The organism is Acinetobacter sp. SA01 (genome assembly GCF_011319235.1).
In the GTDB taxonomy this organism is placed as follows: Bacteria; Pseudomonadota; Gammaproteobacteria; order Pseudomonadales; family Moraxellaceae; genus Acinetobacter.
In genome coordinates, this window is sequence record NZ_WXXM01000004.1 from 89,900 (window position 1) to 112,931 (window position 23,032).

At 40.9% G+C, this 23,032-nt stretch carries 20 protein-coding genes; 10 read left to right on the forward strand and 10 right to left on the reverse strand.

Going from position 1 to position 23,032, the window contains the following annotated elements:
* Nucleotides 1-679: 679 nt before the first annotated feature.
* Together GTU69_RS05800 and GTU69_RS05805 are read left to right on the forward strand one after the other, a co-directional pair.
* Nucleotides 680-2,206 carry a TerC family protein gene (locus GTU69_RS05800; protein ID WP_166168913.1) on the forward strand — a complete coding sequence of 509 codons (1,527 nt, stop codon included), beginning with the start codon at nucleotides 680-682 and terminating at the stop codon, nucleotides 2,204-2,206.
* 284 nt (nucleotides 2,207-2,490) lie between these two features.
* Nucleotides 2,491-3,222, forward strand: coding sequence for a hypothetical protein (locus GTU69_RS05805; RefSeq protein ID WP_166168915.1), 732 nt, complete (start codon nucleotides 2,491-2,493; stop codon nucleotides 3,220-3,222).
* 111 nt (nucleotides 3,223-3,333) lie between these two features.
* On the opposite strand, the gene thiM is transcribed toward GTU69_RS05805, so the two are convergent.
* From thiM to GTU69_RS05820, 3 genes are all read right to left on the reverse strand, one after another.
* A complete protein-coding gene (gene thiM, locus GTU69_RS05810) occupies nucleotides 3,334-4,155 on the reverse strand; it encodes a hydroxyethylthiazole kinase (protein WP_166168917.1) in 822 nt (273 codons plus the stop codon).
* Between the two features lie 75 nt (nucleotides 4,156-4,230).
* Nucleotides 4,231-5,394 (reverse strand): hypothetical protein, encoded by a 1,164-nt coding sequence (locus GTU69_RS05815; RefSeq protein ID WP_166168919.1) that lies wholly within the window; start codon nucleotides 5,392-5,394, stop codon nucleotides 4,231-4,233.
* A gap of 255 nt (nucleotides 5,395-5,649) precedes the next feature.
* Nucleotides 5,650-5,913, reverse strand: coding sequence for a hypothetical protein (locus tag GTU69_RS05820; protein ID WP_166168921.1), 264 nt, complete (start codon nucleotides 5,911-5,913; stop codon nucleotides 5,650-5,652).
* Between the two features lie 434 nt (nucleotides 5,914-6,347).
* Here GTU69_RS05820 and pepN point away from each other — a divergent pair, with 434 nt between their 5' ends.
* Complete coding sequence (gene pepN / locus GTU69_RS05825; RefSeq protein WP_166168923.1) at nucleotides 6,348-8,954, forward strand: aminopeptidase N; 2,607 nt, start codon at nucleotides 6,348-6,350, stop codon at nucleotides 8,952-8,954.
* A gap of 296 nt (nucleotides 8,955-9,250) precedes the next feature.
* Complete coding sequence (locus GTU69_RS05830) at nucleotides 9,251-9,466, forward strand: hypothetical protein (protein ID WP_086195449.1); 216 nt, start codon at nucleotides 9,251-9,253, stop codon at nucleotides 9,464-9,466.
* Between the two features lie 165 nt (nucleotides 9,467-9,631).
* On the opposite strand, the gene GTU69_RS05835 is transcribed toward GTU69_RS05830, so the two are convergent.
* The gene (locus GTU69_RS05835; protein ID WP_131274561.1) at nucleotides 9,632-10,075 is read right to left on the reverse strand and encodes a universal stress protein; all 444 of its coding nucleotides are present in this window, start codon (nucleotides 10,073-10,075) and stop codon (nucleotides 9,632-9,634) included.
* 131 nt (nucleotides 10,076-10,206) lie between these two features.
* Nucleotides 10,207-10,650 carry a universal stress protein gene (locus tag GTU69_RS05840; protein WP_166168925.1) on the reverse strand — a complete coding sequence of 148 codons (444 nt, stop codon included), beginning with the start codon at nucleotides 10,648-10,650 and terminating at the stop codon, nucleotides 10,207-10,209.
* A gap of 225 nt (nucleotides 10,651-10,875) precedes the next feature.
* Between GTU69_RS05840 and GTU69_RS05845 the strand changes: the two genes are divergently transcribed.
* Complete coding sequence (locus tag GTU69_RS05845; RefSeq protein WP_166169107.1) at nucleotides 10,876-11,919, forward strand: alpha/beta hydrolase; 1,044 nt, start codon at nucleotides 10,876-10,878, stop codon at nucleotides 11,917-11,919.
* A gap of 351 nt (nucleotides 11,920-12,270) precedes the next feature.
* Here the strand turns inward: GTU69_RS05845 and GTU69_RS05850 are convergent, their stop codons facing one another.
* From GTU69_RS05850 to GTU69_RS05865, 4 genes are all read right to left on the reverse strand, one after another.
* Nucleotides 12,271-13,452 carry a benzoate/H(+) symporter BenE family transporter gene (locus GTU69_RS05850; RefSeq protein WP_166168927.1) on the reverse strand — a complete coding sequence of 394 codons (1,182 nt, stop codon included), beginning with the start codon at nucleotides 13,450-13,452 and terminating at the stop codon, nucleotides 12,271-12,273.
* A 136-nt stretch (nucleotides 13,453-13,588) separates the two neighbouring features.
* Complete coding sequence (leuE, locus tag GTU69_RS05855; protein ID WP_166168929.1) at nucleotides 13,589-14,239, reverse strand: leucine efflux protein LeuE; 651 nt, start codon at nucleotides 14,237-14,239, stop codon at nucleotides 13,589-13,591.
* 81 nt (nucleotides 14,240-14,320) lie between these two features.
* The gene (gene tal / locus GTU69_RS05860) at nucleotides 14,321-15,310 is read right to left on the reverse strand and encodes a transaldolase (protein WP_166168931.1); all 990 of its coding nucleotides are present in this window, start codon (nucleotides 15,308-15,310) and stop codon (nucleotides 14,321-14,323) included.
* 88 nt (nucleotides 15,311-15,398) lie between these two features.
* Nucleotides 15,399-16,289 carry a LysR family transcriptional regulator gene (locus GTU69_RS05865; protein ID WP_086195443.1) on the reverse strand — a complete coding sequence of 297 codons (891 nt, stop codon included), beginning with the start codon at nucleotides 16,287-16,289 and terminating at the stop codon, nucleotides 15,399-15,401.
* Nucleotides 16,290-16,373: 84 nt separating this feature from the next.
* Between GTU69_RS05865 and aceI the strand changes: the two genes are divergently transcribed.
* Nucleotides 16,374-16,808: a chlorhexidine efflux PACE transporter AceI gene (gene aceI, locus GTU69_RS05870; protein ID WP_166168933.1), complete on the forward strand. Its 435-nt coding sequence runs from the start codon at nucleotides 16,374-16,376 to the stop codon at nucleotides 16,806-16,808.
* 170 nt (nucleotides 16,809-16,978) lie between these two features.
* Here aceI and GTU69_RS05875 read toward each other — a convergent pair whose 3' ends face one another.
* Nucleotides 16,979-18,496 carry an acetyl-CoA C-acetyltransferase gene (locus tag GTU69_RS05875; RefSeq protein WP_166168935.1) on the reverse strand — a complete coding sequence of 506 codons (1,518 nt, stop codon included), beginning with the start codon at nucleotides 18,494-18,496 and terminating at the stop codon, nucleotides 16,979-16,981.
* 240 nt (nucleotides 18,497-18,736) lie between these two features.
* On the opposite strand from GTU69_RS05875, the gene GTU69_RS05880 reads away from it, so the two are divergent.
* From GTU69_RS05880 to GTU69_RS05895, 4 genes are all read left to right on the forward strand, one after another.
* On the forward strand, nucleotides 18,737-20,128 hold the full coding sequence (locus GTU69_RS05880) for a 3-oxoacyl-ACP reductase (protein ID WP_166168937.1): 1,392 nt from the start codon (nucleotides 18,737-18,739) through the stop codon (nucleotides 20,126-20,128).
* Nucleotides 20,129-20,268: 140 nt separating this feature from the next.
* Complete coding sequence (locus tag GTU69_RS05885) at nucleotides 20,269-21,123, forward strand: MaoC/PaaZ C-terminal domain-containing protein (protein ID WP_166168939.1); 855 nt, start codon at nucleotides 20,269-20,271, stop codon at nucleotides 21,121-21,123.
* A gap of 79 nt (nucleotides 21,124-21,202) precedes the next feature.
* Nucleotides 21,203-22,468, forward strand: coding sequence for a serine hydrolase domain-containing protein (locus GTU69_RS05890; protein ID WP_166168941.1), 1,266 nt, complete (start codon nucleotides 21,203-21,205; stop codon nucleotides 22,466-22,468).
* A gap of 76 nt (nucleotides 22,469-22,544) precedes the next feature.
* Nucleotides 22,545-22,994, forward strand: coding sequence for a copper resistance protein NlpE N-terminal domain-containing protein (locus GTU69_RS05895; RefSeq protein ID WP_166168943.1), 450 nt, complete (start codon nucleotides 22,545-22,547; stop codon nucleotides 22,992-22,994).
* The last annotated feature ends 38 nt before the right edge of the window (nucleotides 22,995-23,032 follow it).

Genomic DNA, 23,032 nt, shown 5'->3' on the forward strand with positions numbered 1-23,032 from the left:
TCTTGATGAAATCCGACAATATTTTGAACGAAATTCAATACGTGTACGAGGATTTCAGGATTTTGATAAGTTCTGAAGATAACGTTATTTTGGTAATATTGTATTGTAAAATAGCGGGCTTAAGCATTTCAAACTTTTGGGCTGTATGCCTGGGCATGATCTTATTTATGAGGCATTGCACATCATCCTGTAAATTTTAATAATAGAATTAGAAGTTTGCCTATCTTAAGTTTAGCTATCATTTATTCAATTCAATAATCTTGATCATCCTTGATTCGAATGAAAAAGGCTGGGGAACTGGTCTTGTTAATAAAATATTTTCGACATTGAGATTGTACATACAATAAGTCAATCCTGTGTATACAAGTAAATCCTCTAAATAAGTCTTTAAATAAATAATTGTTTAATAATATTTTTTGAATAATTTATTCATTGAAGGATCAATCTTAATTTTCTTAATCTAAAAATCGGATGAGGTCGAAATAAAAGCGTCAAAAGTAAGCTAAATTGCATGGCAGGCTAAGATAAAACTGCTCAAAATACAAAAATTTGATTACAAATTTAATAGATTGTGCATAATAAATTTATCTATTGTTGAAAAGGTCACTTATATGGATCCGTCGCCGTGCCGGTTTAAATTTTTTTTTAACCAAATTCTTGAAAACGGAGATATAAACTAATGGAGTTTTTATTAGATCCGGGAATTTGGGTTGGTTTGCTTACCCTTATTGTTTTAGAAATTGTTTTAGGTATTGATAACCTAGTATTTATTGCCATTTTGGCCGAAAAACTTCCTCCAGAACAACGTGATAAAGCACGTGTAGTAGGTCTTTCCCTCGCTTTATTCATGCGCTTGGGCTTATTGTTTGCTATCTCTTGGTTAGTCACTTTGACCAAACCGCTTATTACCGTCTTTGATTGGACATTCTCAGGGCGAGATCTTATTCTTTTATTCGGTGGTTTATTCCTGGTCTATAAAGCTGTGACTGAACTGCATGAAAAAATTGAGGGCAAGCCTGAAGTTAAAGTTACCACTAATATTGTTTATGCAAGTTTTACCGCAGTTGTTGCACAAATTGTAGTGCTAGACGCGGTATTCTCTTTAGATTCGGTGATTACCGCAATCGGCATGGTCGACAATATCTATGTGATGATGGTGGCCATGATTGTTGCCATGGCTGTGATGTTGCTGGCTTCTAAATCGTTAACTGCTTTTGTAAACCGACATCCGACTGTCGTGATTCTGTGCTTAAGTTTCTTGTTGCTGATTGGTATTAGCCTGATTGCAGAAGGTTTTGGTTTCCATATTCCGAAAGGCTATATCTATTCAGGTATTGGTGTTGCCATTGCAATTGAAGCATTTAACCAGTTTGGTCAACGTAATATAGCCAAACATGAATCTAAAATTCCATTACGTCACCGTACTGCAGATTCCATCTTGAAAATGATGGGCGGCAAAATGGAAACTGTCACTAACAGTGCCCAACACTTTGAAGCGCAAGAAGCATTTGCTGATGAAGAGCGTTATATGATTGGTGGGGTATTAACCCTGGCAGAAAGGTCTGTTGCCTCGATCATGACTCCGCGCAGCCAGATTTCATGGGTGAATCTGGATGACACTGCTGAACAGATTCGTGAACAGGTACTTGCTGTACCGCATAGCCTGTTTCCGGTTTGTCGTGGCAGTCTGGATAAAGTGTTGAGTGTGGTTCGTGCCAAAGAACTCCTTGATGTCATTGAAGAGCCAGAACAGCTCAAGGCTTTAATCAAACGCCATCGTCCGATTTATATTTTTGAAAAAATGAAAGTGATTGATGCCATTAATACTTTGCGTAGCTCGAAAGGTTCATTGGTATTAGTCAGTGACGAGTTTGGAAATGTACAAGGTTTGATTTCTCCTCTGGATGTATTTGAGGCGATTGCAGGTGAGTTTCCGGATGCTGATGAGCAGCTCGATCTGGTGAAAATAGATGATCATACCTGGAAAGCCTCTGGTATGCTTGATGTGTATCAGCTTGAACTGGAGCTGGGCATGCTGGATTTAGTTGAAGACGAGGCTGGTTATATCAGTCTTGCCGGTCTGATTTTAGAGAAAACTCATGGCAAAGTCAGTCTTGGGGCCAAACTGGAATATCACGGTATTCACTTTGAAGTGACTGAACTGGAAGATAACCGGATTAAGTCCGTACTCATTACCTATCCTTAGAGAATATGATTGGGTAGAGTTTGGTAAAGAAGGTAATTCAAGATTTAAACTCGATATTTATATATTTTAATCCCTCTTTTTACCTATTGAAAAAGCCTGACAGACTCGATCTGTTGGGCTTTTTTATTATGCTTTGTAGTATTTTTATATACATAGATTGTCGTCGTAATGTTGTAACCAGGTAAAAAACTGAGGAACTGTAGTTTAAATCACTATTTTTAGTGATATTTAAGTCAGCTGAAATCGGGAATAATTGATAGTTATCAAAAAATTGGATCAATTTGATGCGTATTACAGAAACGATTGTCGATTTTGCAAAACTTGCATCTGAAGAAAAGCATCGTTTTTTTAAACTGATTTGTGAATTTGATCAACAAATTTTTCCGGATTCTTGCGAAGAAGAAATTTATCATTTTGTCTATGATCAGGATGCTGTTTCAGTTCTGGTCGTTCATTATTACCATAAGGACACACTGGTCGGACAAAATATTATTCCTGTGCTTAAGCTTTCGCTAGAGGGGCATCCTATCTTTGTGGTGAGTTACCGGGCCAGTATTTTACCTGCTTATCGTAAAGGTAACAGGACACTTAAAACAGCAATCCGGGTTGCAATTAATCACCGGATTAAACATCCCAGTATTCCATTATGGTTTGTACCTACCATTATACAACCCAAAATTTATACTTATTTTGCGTCTCGTTCACAAAATTTCTTTCCACGTAGAGACAAAGAAATTCCACAGGAATATTTAAAAATTCTACAGATGATTCAGCAGCGTAAATCGGAAGTGCATAAACGTCGTGAAGATATTTTTGTCTATCCTTATGTGATACCCCACACGACACCTGAACACATTCAACGTCTAAGAAATAAGGCAACACCACATAGCAATTTTTTTATGCAGCATGTCCCTGACTATTTTGATGGCATGGGTTTGCTTTGTATCTGTAAACTGGATTTGCCAACGATTTTGGAAACGGTATTTAATTTATTTACAGGTCGAAAAGTCTATTAAATTTCCGTCGTCATTCACTTTTTTATACCGATACTGGCATGGATATAAGCCCAGACCCGGTCATTACAATCTGAACCAGGTCAACCTTAGTAACAGGAATGTAGACTAAACTTAAAGGCTAAGAATTTTAAGATCCGCATATTGCTGGATTAAATCCGGATTTAAACTTTGAATTTGATCCATAAAGGCCACATTAAAACGTCCGACCGTTTGAGCTTGATCGAAGGCCAGTTTTCCTGCAATGGCAAAATGGGTATGGGCTGCAATCGTCGCAATCGTTGGTGATGTAACAGCGCAATAAGCTGCGATTAATGCACCCAGTGCACAACCTGTCGCAGTGACTTTGGGTTGTAAATAAGAACCGCCATTGACCTGAATTACGACATCTAGCTCTTTAGTCAAAATAAAATCGGATTCACCAGAAATGGCAATACAGTCAGCATGGGCTAACAGTACTTTAGCCTGATGATAGACATCGGCACTATCCAAAGTGCTATCCACGCCTTTGGATTCTACCTGGTTGCCTGCAAGAGTACTGATTTCTGAAGCATTACCTCGAATGACCGTGGGATGATATTGCAGTAATTTATCTACCATATCCGAACGCCATTTTAGAATAGGACCATAACCGACTGGGTCGAGCACCCATGGGGTATGGGTACGCTGTGCTGTTTGTGCAGAAATTTGCATGGCCTGCATCTGTTCATGGGTGGGTGTACCCAGATTAATACTGAGTGCAGCGGCAATCGTGGTAAAACTTTCGGCTTCGAACGGATTGTCAATCATAGCCGGAGAGGCACCTGCGGCCAGCAATACATTGGCTGCATAATTTGCTGCAACACTGTTAGTAATACATTGCACCAAAGGCTGCCGGCTTTGCAGTTGTGTCCATGCTTCAACAATCTGCTCGACCAATGTTGACGTTTGATTCATGGGATTATTCCTTGAATTGTACAGGGTAGAGTCGGAGAAACTGGACATATCAATCACCATCTAGTGGGTGAAATTTTATTGGGTAAAATAGTGGTCTTGATGCTTACAGGTTCGACAGCAGAGTGTCACATAATTTTCAGCATCATAATCGACAGTAAGTTCATTAGAACCACAATACATACAGCGTTTTTGTGAATAAAAACTTAATCGCGGTTCAATTTTTTTCCATAATTTCCAGATGGGCTGGAAAAAAATACTCTCATCATAGCCCAGAAAGCGGAACAACAGGATTTCGCTCATCTTGCTAAAAGGAATGTTGTGTGGACGAGGCAGGGTGGAGGTTTCCCATTTTTCAGTTACGGAACGTTCACGATATTGTTGTAAGGTTTTCTTTAACAAATTGGTGTTAATGAAGTTTTCATTGCGTGCTTGTAGTACTTTTTGCTGATGCAAATATTCTAAAGCAGTTTGTACTAAATAGTAGATTTGACCCACTGCCAGAGAATCCATCAGGCGATAGCAGAAAGTTTGAAAGCTATTGTTCCCTGCAATCTGGATACCCCAAGTACGACAGTAAAACTGGGCGAACTGAATAATTTCCTGATACAACACCAGATAGAGCGTATTTTTGACTTCATCTGCATTTTTAAAAGGCACACCCAAGGTTAAATTTTCATAGAACCAGTTTCTCAGTTGCTGGGTAATACTGAACAGACTCGGTTCCGAATAACCGTCCAAACGGACATTGACGTAATAATGATGGGCTTCGGATGCAAAATCCTTGGCAATCAGGATCTGTTCTTTTACCAGTTGCTTGATCAAATAATTCTGGAACAGATAATTTGGTGTAAGGGAATGATATTTAATGTTTTCCCAGTCTATATATTCATAATGCGTAGTATGTTCCTGAACCTGATTATCCAGAATACTGAGTACAAACAATTTATTTAAAAAACTGATTTGATCCAGCCGGTATTCAACAGCATCTTTGTCTTTGGACTTCAGCTTACGCTGTTCTTGCAGCCGTGTTTCAGCCAGCATTCTTTTACGCTTGGACAGACATGTTTCACAGTGGCAGTTGCCGCGTCCATCCTGAAACAGGCGATGATGACAGTGGCTGCATTCATGAAAATTCATTGCTTGATCGTACTGTTCAGCTTCTATCCAGAACATTGATGCCTGACATAAAGGACATGATGTACTTTCATCGAGCTGTTTTTGCAGAATTTGAAGAAGCATGGAATGGGTCGATCACAAGTCGGGTTAATCATTGCAGAGATTATACACCTGTCTTTTGCTAGGACGTGATGGAATAGTACTGAATGGAAAATAATTCGCTAAGCACAAGCTGGCCAGAAAGTAGGATACTGAAAAAATAGCCTAAGTTTTATAATACATTGAAATATGTGGAGGTGAAGACCTGATCTTTCATCTCCACAAGAAAGGATAGGGGGCATCAGAAGGATGGGATTGAATCAGAAGGCAATTTTTCGGTTAATAAGAGGCAGGGCAAGGCAGAGACTCATCCTCCTCGCCTAGCTGCTTTGCATTAATCAAGGCCTGAACTTTTTTAGATGGAACTTTTTTGCTTCCTAGAGCATCGTAATTATTTAAAATTGCGCAAATATCCGCTGATTGCATTGGAATACCTTCACAGCTTAGAAACATGGCAATCACTTTGTGATCAATTCCGGCAGCATCAAGCGTTTGCATGGTTTTGATATTTTCAACGCGAACAATATGGTCTTTTAAATACATAATACACCTCTTCTCATTTTGTTTTAATTTTATAGTGCGCTTTACACAGATGAATACAAGCAAAAATCGTGCTCAAAATGTAGTCATCTTGAAAATTAGTGTCAATTTGGGTTAAGTCTTTTTATTTAATCTGAAAAAAATAAATTTATACAAACATATATGAAAAAGGCGCTATCCGAGCCGCAGGAGTATAGGGCAGAAAGTGAGGACATATTTTCGGCATGATGTGTAGTATGCGCTTCTTTTATGCACCTTAAGTCATCAATAGGGACATTAATTGTACCAATGTGCATAACTTGAATTGAAAACTGACAGCAATATGCCCATATATGACTTAAATCAATGGCACAGACAGATTGCGAAAGTTGTCGTATGATCGAAGCATTTCACAACAACAAAGTCTTGGCTTAAGAACGACAGGATTAGGACATTATATGAATATCGCGGCAAACCCGTTGGTTGAAGCAGACCAAACAGTTTATTTAAAAGACTATCAAAAACCTTCTTTTTTGGTGGATTCAATCAACTTAGATATTCGAGTCTATACAGATTATACCCAGGTCAATGCAAACTTGGTGATGAAGCGTCAGACTGCCGGGGATTTGGTGCTGCTGGGCCGTGATCTGGAATTAAAATCTATTACCTTAAATGGCAAACTGCTGACAGCTGCAGATTACACGCTCGATTCTGAACAATTGGTAATTGCCAATGCACCAGATCAGGTCATTCTGGAAACAGAAGTGGTCATTCATCCGGAAAGCAATACCCAGCTTGAAGGTTTGTATCAGGCCAGTGGCGATTTATTCGTAACGCAAAACGAGCCTGAAGGTTTCCGTAAAATTACCTTCTATCCAGACCGTCCGGATGTCTTGTCTATATTTACCACCCGTGTCGAAGCCGATAAAAAATTTCCGGTACTGTTAGCCAATGGTAACCTGATGGAAGCTGGTGAGGCTGGTGAAGGTCGTCACTATACCATCTGGCAAGATCCGACCAAAAAACCAAGCTATCTGTTTGCCTGTGTGATTGGTGATTTGGCGGTACTGAAAGATTCTTATGTGACCTCTGAAGGCCGTAACGTTTCGCTGGAAATTTATGCCGAAGAAAAAGATATTCCAAAATGCCACATTGCCATGGAAGCCCTAAAACATTCGATGCAATGGGATGAGGAACATTATGGTCGTCCCTATGACCTGGACAATTACATGATTGTGGCGACCAGTGCATTTAACATGGGTGCCATGGAAAATAAAGGCCTGAATATCTTCAACACTTCATGCGTGCTTGCCGATGAAGAATATACCACCGATGCTGCCATCATGCGGGTACAGTCAGTCATTGCCCATGAATACTTCCATAACTGGACCGGTAACCGGATTACTTGCCGGGACTGGTTCCAGTTGTGCCTGAAAGAAGGCTTGACGGTATTCCGTGATCAGTCTTTCTCGGAAGATTTACAGTCCGCAGCGGTACAACGTATTGATGATGTTGCGGTACTCAAAGCCCACCAGTTCCCTGAAGATTCAGGTCCATTATCGCATCCGCCACGTCCAGATCATTTTGTTGAAATTAATAACTTCTATACGGCGACGGTGTACGAAAAAGGTGCGGAAATTAACCGTATGATGTCGACCTTACTTGGTAAGGAAAAATTCCGCCAAGGGACTGACGAATATTTCCGCCGTCATGACGGTCAGGCAGTAACCGTTGAGGACTGGGTGGCTGCGCTCACTGCTGGTTCAGGCGTGGATTTATCGGCATTCCTGATCTGGTATAACCAACCGGGTACGCCAAAACTGCAAGCCACAGGCGAGTATGATGCTGCAACTCAAACCTATCGCTTAAGCTTTAAACAAAGTTTAAAAACGAATGCAAAATATCCTAACCTCAAAGCGGTTCCGATTCCTGTGGCTTTGGCATTGTTTAATGCCGAAACAGGTGAGCAATATACCTTGCAATCTGAAGCACTGTTTGAAAATGGCGTAAAAGATGGCGTGTATTTATTTGATCAAAATGAGGCAAGCATTGAATTTACCAGCGTAACAGCAAAACCTGTGGTGTCATTGCTGCGTAATTTCTCTGCACCGGTCAATCTTGAATTCAACTATTCAGATGAAGAACTGGCCTTCTTGATGCAATATGAACCCAACGGTTTTAACCAGTGGCAGGCCACTCAAACCCTGCTGGAACGTATTTTGCTGGAAGGGCATGATGCTGATATTTATATTCAAGCCATGAAAAATACCTTGCCTGAAGTCATTAAAAAAGATCCACTTTTGGCTTCACGTCTGTTTGATGTACCGACCGAAGGCTATTTGGGTAGCCGTATTGATACCGATTATCAACCTGCTAAAATTCAGGAACAGCGTAATGCTTTACTGGACACGTTAGCACGTGAATTGGGCGCATTCTGTAAACAGACTTATCTGGACTTAGATCCGGATAATCAGAGCGAATTCTCTCAGGCGATGGGTGTACGTGCCCTCAGAAACATCATGCTTGGTATGATTGCACGTCAGGGTGATACCTCTGCCTTTGATTTAGCGTATGAACAGTATCATACAGGCAATATGTCTGAACGTTTGGGTGCACTTAAAGTCTTGGTTTGGAATGATGCGCCACAAGCCAAAGAAGCTTTAGCAGACTTCTATAGCCGCTTTGAAGATGAAGCCTTGTCGTTAGATCAATGGTTTATGGTCCAGGCTGCGCATCCAAAAGCAAATGCAGAAACCATCAAATACTTAACTTCACATCCTGACTATGATTTGGGTAACCCTAACCGTATTCGTTCGGTAAGTGGCGGTTTAAATGCAAATCCGGTCAATACCTGGAGTTTTGGTGTGCAACACTTTATTGATCTGGCTAAATACCTGGATGAGAAAAACCCGATTGTCGGTTCACGCTTATTACAAGTGCTTTCTCGCTGGTACACCTTGGCAGAGCCACAACGTACAGAAGTGAAAAATGCACTGGAAGCCTTAAAGCCACAAGTGAAATCTAAAAATGTATCGGAAACTTTGAATAGTATGTTGAGTATCTAACTGAGCATCCATTAATCATGAAAAGCCTTTTCTTGGTGCAAACTGAGAAAAGGCTTTTTTGTTGATATTTCAAATATTGTACGGGCTGAAAATGCTGCTTATGTTTAGATTGACTTAGTTGAATACTGGAATAGTAAGACATAATTCATATTGCATAATTACTTTAAAAGTGTCGAATAAATCACTGTTATGGCTTAAAATAGCCATGTCAAAGCTCATCTTAAGGTGAGCTTTTATCATTTACAGACTGTGATTGCATTAGCCTGTCATTTTACTAAATAGACTGGAGATTGGTTTTGTTAGTTAAAATTGAAGATGGTTTCTACCTAAATTCTCAGCATATCATTGCAATTCGGGTTTCAAAAAATGCGACTGACGGCAATTTTGCTGTGCTGATTGAATATACACCGAATAATATTCAGGCGACGGGAAGCTATCAAAAAAACTTTGCCAGCAAACTTGAAGCAGAAATTTACCTGCAAAATTTACATCAGCATATTTCCAAAACATAAACTGTGTTGAGGTCACTTCAATGCTGATTAAAAACAGTTTCTTTGGCAAATATTCCCCATTCAGTTTAGCAGCTTGAGATCAAGTGCATGGATGGCAGCAGCAGAAGCACATGATAGATATGCTTATATAAAAAAGTCCCTGTACTGCAGGGACTTTTTTATTGCTTAGACTTTCATAATCAGTACTGGAATAGGAGACTGGGTCAAGACTTCTTGGGCCACACTTCCCAACACTAATTTCTTAAATCCGGTACGACCATGTGAGCCCATAATAATCAGATCGGCACCCACTTCATCGGCAACCTGCATAATACCTTCAGCAGGTGATACACCCCGAACGATTTTGGTATCGACCGCAATGCCATCACGAATGAAAGATTGCTTGATTTCTGCTAGGTTCAACTGTGCATTTTTTTCAGCTTCGATAAAGTAATCGGTAATTGCCGGTGCGACTTTATAAAAATCAACTCCAACAAAAGGATCAACCGCAATCACACTGGTAATGGTGACCTGGCAATTTAAAGGCTTGGCCAAAGCCAGAGCCTGTTCAACAGCGGCATAAGAAATAGGAGATTCATCTACTGGAACCAAAATATGTTTATAAGTCATGAAATTACCTTATGAATATTGCTGAATGGATAAGTGTGATGGCGATTTATAATCAGTTATGATGATCATTTTACCAATTGCCGAAATTGATAAAATGAGCCTTTCATCTATGGAGAGGCTCATTAAAAAACTTATTCTTTGACCACTAAAACAGGAAGCTTGGTGGTTTTTAGAACATCCTGAGCAAAGCTGCCCAGAAGGAATTTTTGAAAACCTTTACGACCGTGCGAACCCATCACAATCAGGTCAGTTTTCAATTTTTCCGCAGTTTCCAGAATACCTTCTTCTGAAATATTGCCCTTAATGATTTGAGGTGTTGCAATGACACCATTTTCAGCGGCAATTGCTTTGGCTTTTTCTAGGGCTTTTTCGGCATTGGCATAAGCCTGCACAAAATATTCTTTCATGATTGGAGATGGATAATAAAAATCTGCTTGAGAAAATGGGTCTTCAGTAACCAGGCTGATTAAGGTTAACTGACTGGAAAATGCTTTAGCAATTTGAGCTGCATTTTTAACTGCAGAGAAAGAAATTTCTGAGCCATCAACTGGGACTAAAATATTTTGATAAGACATAAGCATGATTCCTTAGCATTTATTATGTAGCTATTGTTTATACATAGCACATTGTATTGAATTGATCAATTTACTCTGTAAAAAATGTTTTAAAATTCATTAAATTATATACAAATCATAAATATAACTGTATTCACTGTGACATTCAAAAACCGAGTTTAAAACTCAACATTTAGGCCTGTATTTCTAAATGTTTAAACAGTCATTAAAATGCTGCAAAATATGATGATTTTTCTCAATTTTGTGGAAAAGTTGATAGGGCAAATTGTGTATTCGAAATCTTTTAGTCTAAGTGTATGTCTTATTGCTGCACTATCCAGTAGTGCTTGCCAGAATATACAAAATAATAGCAAGGTCATTGCCAGTGTATTTAATGCCTCGACCAATGTTCAAAAAAAGTTTATTGATCGGCATGCTCCTGAAGTTTTAGCTCAAACCAATATTGCATATCTGCAAAATCCGGCGCTGCATCTGGATCTTTACCAACCCCGTGATATTGCAGAGTTGGGAAACCGGCCGACGGTGGTCTGGATTCATGGCGGTGGCTGGATTTCCGGTTCTAAACAACATGCTCGAGGCTATTTTAAACGTCTGGCGGATCAAGGCTATAACGTGGTTTCAGTCGAATACCAATTTGCTCCGCAAACGATTTATCCTGAGCAGCTGCTGCAAATTAATCAGGCCCTAAAATTCATTAGCGAGCATGCCGAGGCTTATCATATTAATGCCCAGCACCTGTATCTGGCGGGTGACTCGGCAGGTGCAAATTTAGTCAGTCATTATGCAGCTTTACTCAGTAATCCTGATTTTGCCCGAAAGTCTGCGATTTCACCGTTAATCCAGCGTGAGCAAATTAAAGGGTTAATTCTGCATTGCGGTATTTATGATATGAATGCCTTTATCAAAACGGCTCCAGATGAATTAAAACTGATCGAATGGGGAGTGTTTAATCTGGTTCAGGCCTATACCGGCAATAAAAAAGATGATGCAGATTTCTTAAAAAGTATTTCTCCCATTCAATATTTAACTGCGAATTATCCGCCTGTTTTCATTAGTGGCGGCAATAAAGACTTTTTGACCAGGACTCAGTCTGTCCCTTTTGTAAGTGCTTTGCTTAATCAGAAGATACCGGTAACCGAAGTTTTTTATCCTGAATCTAAAGAGTTTTTGGTCCATGAATATCAGTTTATGATGAGTAAAAGGGCCAGTCAGCAGACATTTAAGCAAACCATCCAGTTTATTCAAAAATATAGTGATTCAGCTTTGTAGCTTCGTTTTAGACAGCTCATATCTAAAAATGGGACAGCCCTTAAATTATTCAAAATAGCACTTTAAGGTGAATTGAGAAAAAGAGGATCCGAATTCTGTTTTGTTAGCTTATCCCTTACTGGGTTTAGCTATTATTTTAGAAGGAACTGAACTCACTTTTTGCTCAAAACGGAAGATTCTGGCAAACAGGGACCGAGTTTGCTGGTGGTTGTGTGTTCTAAATTCATCGGGCAGGGTTAAAGCAGGAAGATTAAGAGATTATCATCCTGCATGTAAAGCACACAATTATAAACCTGATCCTGACTTACCCTGTGCCGGAATATCCATAGCCTGATTAATAAACCGCAAAAATTATTTGCAGGATTGCACTACTTTAAACTTGAATATAATGGATACGACAATACCAAAAATTAAACCCCAGAAGGCTGAACCAATCCCAAAAAACTGGATTCCCGAAGCGCTGAATAAAAAGGTCAATAACGCAGCTTCTCGTTCGCGGACATCCTGAAAGGCGATAGCTATGTTGTGGCTAATGGTGCCCAGTAAGGCAATACCTGCCAGCGCGACAATAAAAATGGCTGGGAAAGACATCAGCAAACTGGTCAGTGTCGCCGCGAAAACCCCCATCAAAATATAGAAAAATCCACAGCTTATGCCGGCAATATAGCGTTTCTCTGGGTCAGGATGGACCTGATCATCCAGACTGACAGCTGCACTAATGGCTGCAATATTGACCGTGTAACAGCCAAATGGAGCCAGCAGGGTCTGGGTAACTCCGGTCCAGCCAATCAGCTGATTGACATGGGGCTGATAGCCATAGCTTTTGATCATGGCAATACCGGGTAAATATTGTGATGCCATATTGATGACAAATAATGGTAGGGCTAAACCAAAAATCGCCGACCAGCTAAACTCGGGTTTCATCCATACAGGTTGCGCCAAACCCCATTGTAAAACTGGAGGATGAAACTGCATAAACATTGGACAGAGCACAAGTCCGGCAATCACGGTAATGACGATGCTGTAACGTGGAGACAGACGTTTAGACAGAACATACGCTGCTAACAATGAAATGATAAAGCCCCAGTCATTTTGCATGCTGGCAAACAGGGCAATACCAAATTTAAGTAACACGCCTGCCAACATGGCACTGGTTAAGCTTTGTGGAATATAAGATAAAATTTTCTGAAAAATACCCGAAAAACCTAAAATGGCACTGAGTAAACCACAGACCAGAAATGCACCGATGGCTTCATGCAAGCTATAACCATTGCCAGTGGCTAAAATCAGGGCCAGTCCAGCAGTAGACCATGACGTGGCAACCGGATATTTAAATTTCCAGGACAAAATTAAACCAGACAGTCCAATCCCTAAACCGAGTGCCCAAAACCAGGAGCTAATTTGCTCTGGCGTAGCCCCTAATATTTGTGCAGCTTGAATGACCAAAACTGCCGAAACACTGATACCAATCAGAAAGGTAATGAAACCTGCAAATACCGCAGGAACGGAAAAGTCTTGGAGAAATTTGTGCATACATCCTTTGCGTGCTGGATTTGTTAAAATTTGAAAAGTGTAATAATCATACGCCTGTGGTTGATAAGCGGAAAGAAATTATTGCCTCAATTTATAGGCTTTTTGCAGGTTTAATTTGCTTCTTTAGACCGTAGAATTAAAGGGTTGAGGTCGCGAGTTTAATTCCGAAACCACAAAATAACAGTCCCACAGCTGCTACACATGAGGCCGTTACTTTATAACGCGAAGTAAAATAAGATGCCAGTTTTGCACCGGAAAAAATCAGGACGGTTAAATAACTCATGCTAATGATCTGCAAGATGACTGCAAGTGCAGTAAAGGTAATTGCCGGATAAGGATAGTCCGGATCGACAAACTGCACAAAAAAGGACAAATAAAATAAAATGGCTTTGGGGTTTAAAATACTGATGGTTAATGCTGTTTTAAAGGGTTGCAGCTGTTCAATATTTTTTTCCACTGTTGCTATTTGCGTTGTGGCGTACAGGATATTCCAAGTGTGATAGGCAGCAATCAGCAATTTTATGCCCAAATAACTCAAGTAAATTGCACCAATAATCTTCAGTAAGGTAAATACCCAAGGGAAAGCATGCAGTAATGAGGCTGCACCCAATGCTGTCAGTAGAATTAAAATCAGGTCGCCGGTATAGACACCAAAAGCACTTTTATAGCCGGCTTTGATACCGAAACGTGAAGCGATGGACATCACATACAGTGAATTTGGACCGGGTAGTAATACGATTAGGGTAGTGCCAATAATATAGGTGCTAAGATCGGTTATGCCGAACAAAATATACTCTCAAATCATCAAAAAAGCCGACCTGTTCACTATAACAAAATCGGCTTTTTTTTAGGGAAAGATAGGAATAAATTAAGCTTTAATTTCAGCATCCAGGCCGAAAGATTGACGCAGTAAGGTATTTAACTGTTCACGTGCTTTAATAAATCCGTCAATGCCGCTTTGTAACAGTTGAGAAGACATTAAATCTTTTTCAATTTGGGCTTTAAAGTTTTCTTGGGTTAAAGGCTCAACCTGATGCTCGCAATGGGCTTGGGTATGATCATTGCTAAGCTGGGCCACCACTTCACGTTGGTCCTGTTCCAGTTCTGCCAGAAGGTTAGGAGAAACGGTAAGCAGATCACAGCCAGCCAATCCAAGTACCTGATCTATACTGCGGAAACTTGCGCCCATTACTTCTGTTTTGATGCAATGCTGCTTGTAGAAATGATAAATCTGTTTGACTGAAAGTACACCCGGGTCTTTATCAATTGGATAATGATCGACATTTTCCGCTTTTTTATACCAGTCCAGAATACGGCCGACAAAAGGTGAAATCAGGGTGACATTGGCGTCCGCACAGGCTTGAGCCTGATGCAAGCCGAATAACAGGGTCAAGTTACAATGAATGCCTTCAGCTTCTAATGCTTTGGCTGCCTGAATGCCTTCCCAGGTGGAAGCGATTTTAATCAGGATACGGTTCTGATCGATCCCATAGGTTTTATATAATTCCAGAAGTTCTTTGGCTTTGGCAATGGTGGCTTCAGTATCGTAAGAAAGTGCTGCATCGACTTCGGTAGAAACACGTCCTTGAATCAGTTTTAGAATTTCCACACCAAACTTGACTGTCAGGATATCGATGGTACGTTCAACCAGAAGATCGCCACTATACCCTTCAGATTTCGCCTGTTCAAAGGCAGCTTCAATCAGTTCTTTATTTTCAGGCTGATTCGCTGCAGCTGTAATCAGTGAAGGATTTGTTGTTGCATCAAGAGGGCGAAACTTTTCGATTGCGGAAAAGTCGCTACTGTCGGCAACAATGGTGGTGAGGTTTTTTAATTGATTTAAGGCTGATTGAGTCATTGTCGTCTGGTTCTTAAAGTTATTTCCCGTTTATTTGTTATATCACAATCTCCTGTTATCCAAAGTAAAAAGCGCGTATAAGGCCTGTCTATTTTATGTTTTTTCTTGAATTTCGGATGTGATTAATCAAAAAATGAGCAGCCGCACCCAGCTGGCTTTCACGACTCCAGACCAGATCAACAAAATATTCAAATTTTGGAGTGAAATCCAGAAAGTTAAGAATCTTAAGTTGTTGTTGAATATGCGGATTCTGGTTTAGCATTTCTAAAGGCAAAACGCCCCATCCCAGACCTTGCTGGATCATGGCACAGGCAGATAAATGGTTATCTGTACGCCAGTATTTTTTTGAAAATAACAATTCCGGCTTGATGCTGCGATCGCGACTTGCCACTACAATTTGCCGGCTTTGCAAAATTTGCTCATAGCTCACCTGTTCAAATCTGGCTAATGGAGAATCAATAGCCGTAACAGGCACCAAAGCCTCACGCTTGAGTTCGACAAACTGTTCGCGCGTTTCCAGCTGTTCGCGTTCAAACATGAGTGCCAACTGCGCAGTCTGGTTGAGCAGCATTTTCAACGCATCTTCCTGTGGCGCTGAAAAAATGTTGATTTGCAGTTCAGGAAATTGTTTTTCCAGCAATGAAATATAGTCAATCCATTTTGTGTGCAACAGTTCAGAGACCACCACAATATTTAAAGCAGATTCCAGACCTTGACTTAGGGCAAAAGCCTGCTGTTTCCATTGATTGATTTCAATTAAGAGCTGTTCGGTTTTTTCATACAAGGTCAGCGCTTGTGGGGTCGGTACAGGCTCACGGCCAGCACGGGTGAAGAGGGTTAAATTGAGATCAACTTCTAGGTTGGCAATCGACATACTAACTGCCGAAGGCACTTTGCCGAGCTGTCTGGCAGCCGCAGAAAATGAACCACTTTCAATCACGGTTTTAAAAATGATTAGTTGTTCTTGATTAATATTCATCTATCAAAACTTCTGAAAGAATCTAATTCGATTAATCAATATTATCAAAATAAAATGTCTGCATCCAAATGAAAGAGTTTTAAAATGTTGATGTCCAAAAGAAGGATAATCCATGCGCTAAGCTATGAAACGATCCTACTGGTGATCATTGCAATGGCGTTAAGCTTTATTTTTGAAATGCCTCTAGAGGTGACAGGTGGCCTAGGTATTGCGATGGCCGTGACTTCCGTGATTTGGAATATGACTTTCAATCATTTTTTTGAAAACTTTGAAGCCAAACGTCAACTGAAAAGAACAGTCGGTGTACGTATTTTACATGCCATTGGTTTTGAAGGTGGTTTGATGCTGGCGACCATTCCAATGGTGGCTTATGCTTTGGAGATGTCAATTTGGCAGGCGATTTTGACTGATCTCAGTATGACTTTGTGTATTCTGGTCTATACTTTTATTTTCCAGTGGTGTTATGACTATATTGAAGCTAAATTGAACATTAGTCATCATGTGAAATCTACAGCCTGATTTAAATCTGTGATCTAAAAAGCATGGTTGATGCATGGTTTTTGATAGACACTCATCTTATTTGTATTTTCGCGTATTCGAGATATTAGTGAGCATATAAATAGCCAAATAATAAGATGATAATAAAAAAGCCCCTCACTCGAGGAGCTTTCCTGAACCAAAGATTCAGATTATTTTTCAATAATTGCTGTTACACCTTGACCACCCGCAGCACAAATCGAGACTAAAACACGGCCTGAACCTTTTTGGTTAATCAGTTTTGCTGCAGTAGCGATAAGACGGCCGCCAGTTGCTGCAAATGGGTGACCCGCTGCTAAAGATGAACCTTTCACATTCAATTTGCTACGGTCAATAGAACCCAGTGGAGCATCGAGGCCTAAACGTTCTTTACAGAATTTTGGGTCTTCCCATGCCTTAAGGGTAGAAAGAACCTGTGATGCAAATGCTTCATGAATTTCATAGTAGTCGAAATCTTGCAGGGTAAGACCAGCACGTTCGAGCATACGTGGAACGGCATAAGCAGGTGCCATCAACAAGCCTTCTTTTTTCTCAACAAAGTCAACTGCTGCAGTTTCCTGGAATGTTAAGTAAGCTAAAATTTCGTGACCATTGGCTTTAGCCCATTCCTCAGAAGCTAACAATACACAAGATGCACCATCAGTGAGTGGAGTTGAGTTGCCCGCAGTCATGGTACGCGCATCACCTTTACCAAAAGCCGGTTTAAGTTTTGCAAGTTTTTCTACAGAAGAATCTGCACGTAAGTTATTGTCACGTTCTAAACCGAGGAATGGTGTGATCAGGTCATCGAAGAAGCCTTCTTCGTATGCAGCCGCCATTTTTTGATGAGATGACGCTGCAAGTTCGTCCTGTGCTTCACGAGAAATACCCCATTCAAGTGCGGTAATCGCCTGATGGTCACCCATAGAAAGACCGGTACGTGGCTCACCGTTTTTAGGGGCATCCATCAAGTCTTTAATATTAATTTTGGTTAATGCTTTTAAACGGTCTTTCGCAGTTTTCGCAATGTTTAGTTCAAGCAATGCCTTACGTAAGCCATCACCGAAAGAAATTGGCGCATCAGAAGTCGTATCTACACCACCCGCAATACCCACTTCAATTTGACCCAGTGCAATTTTGTTGGCAATCTGGAATGCTGCTTGCAAGCCTGTACCACAGGCTTGCTGAATATCGTAAGCAGGTGTTTCTGGAGCAAGTTCAGTATTTAACACGCACTCACGGGTCATGTTAAAGTCACGGCTGTGCTTTAAAACCGCGCCGGCAACGACTTCGCCTAAACGTTGACCTTGTAAATTAAAACGCTCAATCAGACCATTTAATGCTGCAGTAAACATGTCGCTGTTAGAAGCAGTAAAGTAAGCACCGTTTGAACGGGCGAAAGGAATACGGTTACCACCGATAATTGCAACGCGGCGAACTGTGTTTTGGCTCATGGTGTTATCCTGTTGAACAGACGTTTGAGGTGTAGATTCGGGTGTTGTTGTCGTTGAAGCTGTAGTTTTACTACGTGCCGATGTGGAACGGGTACGGGGCATTTTAGGCGCAGCATCTGCTGACGTGGCCGCCGGGCCAGAAGTTTTAGTTGTGCGCGCAGTACTTTTTGATGGTTTTGACACAGTTTCCGTAGCAGAATTATCGACTGCCGGATTTTCTTGAGTTGTTTTGCTCATCAGGCTTTTCCAAGCATTTTACAGTATTCTTGGCGTGTACATTAACATAATCTAAAAACAGCTGAATTGACTAAAATGACATTAGGCAAAGCATTCAGGTCAAGACATCTAGGATTTAACTCAAGTATGATTCTATGGAAACTGATGGATGTATTGAAATATAAGTGCCTGACATCATATTGAAGTTAAAAAGATATTTTCAAAACCATCAAAAATTAATTTGTATGAGAGATAATAAACATGACTGATCAATACCAAACCTTTGCAAAATCTCCTATTGGTAAATTTGTCATCAAAAATTTAGGCTTGCCATCGCCAACTTTTTTAGAGCGTTTTGAGTCTGGGACACCTGTAGTGAAAGGGGCGGTGTTATTTGGTGCTGCATCATCAAGTACATTATCTGGTGCAATCGCACAGGTTCTGGCCAATATTCATGCCAATAGCTACGCAGGTAACAACTCCGAATTACAGCAAGCAGCTGCAAAAACAGGTTTAAATCTGGGCGCTTTTCACCCGGGCGATAAAGAGTCTAAATTTAAAGCAGTCATTTTTGATGCGTCTGGTATCCAAAACTCTGAACAGCTGAAAGAACTTTATAACTTCTTTAACCCGATTGCGCGTCAAATCCAGGCTTCAGGCCGTGTCATCGTTGTAGGGATTAGCCCTGAGACTGCAAAAACGCTAAAACAAGCCATTGCCCAACGTGCACTTGAAGGTTTTGTAAAATCAGTCGGTAAAGAGTTTAAGAAAGGTATAGCGGCAAACCTGATTTATGTCGATCAAGGTGCTGAAGCAAACCTTGAATCTACAGTGCGTTTTGCATTATCTCCGCGTTCTGCTTATGTGTCTGGTCAAGTTATTCGGGTTTCTAAAGCTGAAGTTGTTGATGTAGACTGGGCCAAACCTCTTGCTGGAAAAACTGCTGTAGTCACAGGTGCAAGCCGCGGGATTGGTGAAGCAATTGCCCATGTACTTTCACGTGATGGTGCACATGTCATTTGCCTGGATGTCCCTCAACAACAAGTTGATCTGGATCGTGTTGCGGGTGCCATTGGCGGTTCAACTTTAGCAATTGACATCACGGCTGCGGATGCCGGTGAAAAAATTAAGGCTGCAGCAGCGGCGAAGGGCGGTCTGGATATTATCGTGCACAACGCCGGAATTACCCGTGACAAAACTTTGGCCAATATGAAACCAGAGCTTTGGGATTTGGTGATCAACATTAACTTGTCTGCAATTGAGCGTGTCAATGATTACCTTATTGAAAATGCAGGGTTGAACAGCAACGGTCGTATTGTTTGCGTATCGTCAATTTCAGGTATTGCGGGTAATTTAGGGCAAACAAACTATGCTGCTTCTAAAGCGGGCGTGATTGGTGTGGTGAAATTTACGGCACCTATTTTGAAAAATGGCGTAACCATTAATGCCGTAGCACCCGGCTTCATTGAAACGCAAATGACAGCGGCAATTCCATTTGCGATTCGTGAAGCAGGTCGCCGTATGAACTCAATGAGTCAAGGCGGTCTACCGGTTGATGTTGCTGAAACAATTGCATTATTTGCATCTTCAGCGTCTACAGGTTTAAATGGTAACGTGGTTCGTGTGTGTGGTCAAAGCTTGTTAGGGGCTTAACACATTAAAGTCCTCTCCCTTGGGGAGAGGATTTAGGAGAGGGAGATAAGGGGATATATTATTAACCCTCTCTCTAGCTCTCTCCCAGAGGGAGAGAGAACTCCATTAAATAAATTAGAAAAACTTCTCAAAGGTTCAGTATGAATACTCGCCATTTTAGTCAACTTCCAAAACCTTATTTAGCCTATCCGAAAGTGATTCAAGGCTTGATTTTTAAAAAGCCTAAAGGTGAACAAGTGCTGCCGCAAGTTGAATATGTGGTGGATTCATTCAAGGTCGATCAAAAGCATCTTAAAGCCTATAATGAAGTGTGCGGCTTCAAAAATAATGGTTATATTCCTGCAATTTATTTAGCGGTGCTATCGCAAAGCCTGCAAATGCATATGATGACGACGGAAGCCTTCCCATTTGCAATTTTAGGTCTAGTACATATTCGCAACCAGATTAAACAAAACCGCAAAGTGGGTACTAATGAAGCATTAACATTGTCCTGCAAGTTTGGTGATGTACAACCGCATGATAAGGGCGTGCAGTTTGACTTTATGACCACGGCGAAAGTCGGCAATGAAGTGGTGATGGAAGGGGTAACTACCTATTTAGCCCGTCAAAAAACCAGTGTTAAAGCTGCGCCTAAACTGGTCGACAATAAAACGCCAGCCTATGAACTCAATGCCGAATGGAATATATCTGAAAATACCGGTCGTCGTTATGCTTTAACGTCTGGTGACTTTAACCTGATTCATATCCATGCGATCACGGCAAAAGCATTCGGTTTTAAACAGGCAATTGCCCATGGTATGTGGAGTAAGGCGAGAGCTCTTGCCAGCTTAACTTTACCAGATGCTTATGAAGCTGATGTATGGTTTAAACTCCCGATGTATCTCCCTTCGAAAGTTGAATTTTTAACTGCTCAGGAAGGAAAAGATACCGAGTTTGTCATTCGAAGCAGTAAAAACAAAAAGCCGCATGTCACGGGAAGTGTCAAAGCACTTTAAAACAAAAAGGCCTAAGTCACTGTCGATTTAGGCTTTTTTGTTTTAAGCTCATGGAAAACAGATTTCTAGGGATGGAAGGATGCAGCAACTAAAAGATTATCTTTTTGCCAATACTGCAAATTATCAAGGTCACGTCGATGAACGGTTTATCGACCTTGCCAGACAGTTCAGCCGGATGCAGGATGCACGGACAGAGTTAGGTGGCGCTGCTCTGGTGATTTATTTTCAGGGTCAAAAAGTCGTTGATATCTGGACCGGGAAAAAGTCTGAAACTGAAAGCTGGCAAGCAAATACCTTGTCGCTCTGCTATTCCACCGGGAAAGGGGTTTTATCTACCTTAGCGCATATTTTAGTCAGTGACGGTTTTGTTGATTATGATATTCCAGTAGCAACTTGCTGGCCTGAATTTGCCCAACAGGGTAAAGATCAAATTACCTTAAGGCATATGCTGAGTCATCAAAGCGGTTTATATGATATCCGTAATCTTGTTGCTGATGCCTCGGAAATGGCGGATTGGCAGCATATGCTTGCTGTTATGGCACAGGCTAAACCACGTTTTGCAGTGGCGACAGATGCAGCATATCAGCCCTTAACCTTTGGCTGGCAAGTGGGCGGGTTATTGGAAAAAGCCACAGGTAAAACACTGGCAGAACTGATGCAACAATATCTGGTTGAACCATTGCAATTAGATGCTGCTTATTTTGGTGTACCTAAGGAAAAACTGGCTGAAGTTGCCCGGATTATTCCTCAACAAAAAGTTTCAAAAGATAAGCTTCAAAATTCCAAACCTAAAGTAAAATCTGCACAGACACGCAAAGCATCTCCATTCGATAAATTATTGGAGTTATCTGGCCAAAAACCTCAAGACTTTCAGGATGCGATGATTCCAAAAGGAATGAAAAATTTCAGCTTTTTTAGTGATCAAGGTTTACAAGCTATAATTCCTGCGGCAACAGGTGTGTTTAGTGCCAATAGCCTGGCTCGAATTTATGCCATGCTTGCCAATGGTGGGGAGTGGCAAGGGCAGCAGTTGATAGGCACTGAAATCTTTAAGCAGTTAAGCCAAATTCAGTACACCCGACGTGACCGGATTATGCCGTTACCTATGCATTGGCGGTTGGGTTATCACCGGATTTTAACTTTAGGCAAATCATCATCAGGGTTTGGGCATATGGGCTTTAATGGCTCTGGTGCATGGTGTGACCCGGAGCGTGGTTTAAGTTTTGCCTATACCCATAATTTTTCCACGGCTTCCATCACAGGCGATTACCGGCTGTGGGGCTTGACCCAGGAAACACTACGCTGCGCGGATCGGATCTTGGCAGGTCGTAAGGGTTGGTTTTAATTTGCAACATGTTGCTGAGGAAAATAACGGAAAAATATGCTACTTTGCCTGAGATTCTAGCTGCTGTTGATATTTCATGAAAAATGTCGTGTTAATTCCTTTGCTGGCAAGTACTGCATTATTGGGATGTCATGATGCCAACCAATTGAATACGCAAGGTAAGGCATCTATAGAATCACAAAAGCAACTGGCAGCGTGGGCAGGAGAATATGAGGGTACAACACCGTGCATGAGCTGTTTATCCCGTTGCGAAGATTGTCCAGGTATGGCTGTGACTTTGGCATTGTATGAAGATCAAACCTATACCTTAACCCGTGAAAGTTTAAGTGGTCATAGTGAAGTCGAAACCTTGAAAGGTAAGCTGTGTTTTACAGATGAATCAAAGCAAAGAATTGAGCTGATCAATGTGGCAACGCGTAATTTACTCTATGTGAATTTAGATGAAAAAGTTCTTGAAATTCGTGAAGATCAAAGCGGTAAAAGCTACCAGATGCAAAGTGATTTTCTTTTGGGAAAACTGAGCTAATTTTATTGAATGTATAAATAAAAATTTCGTCTTTGTTT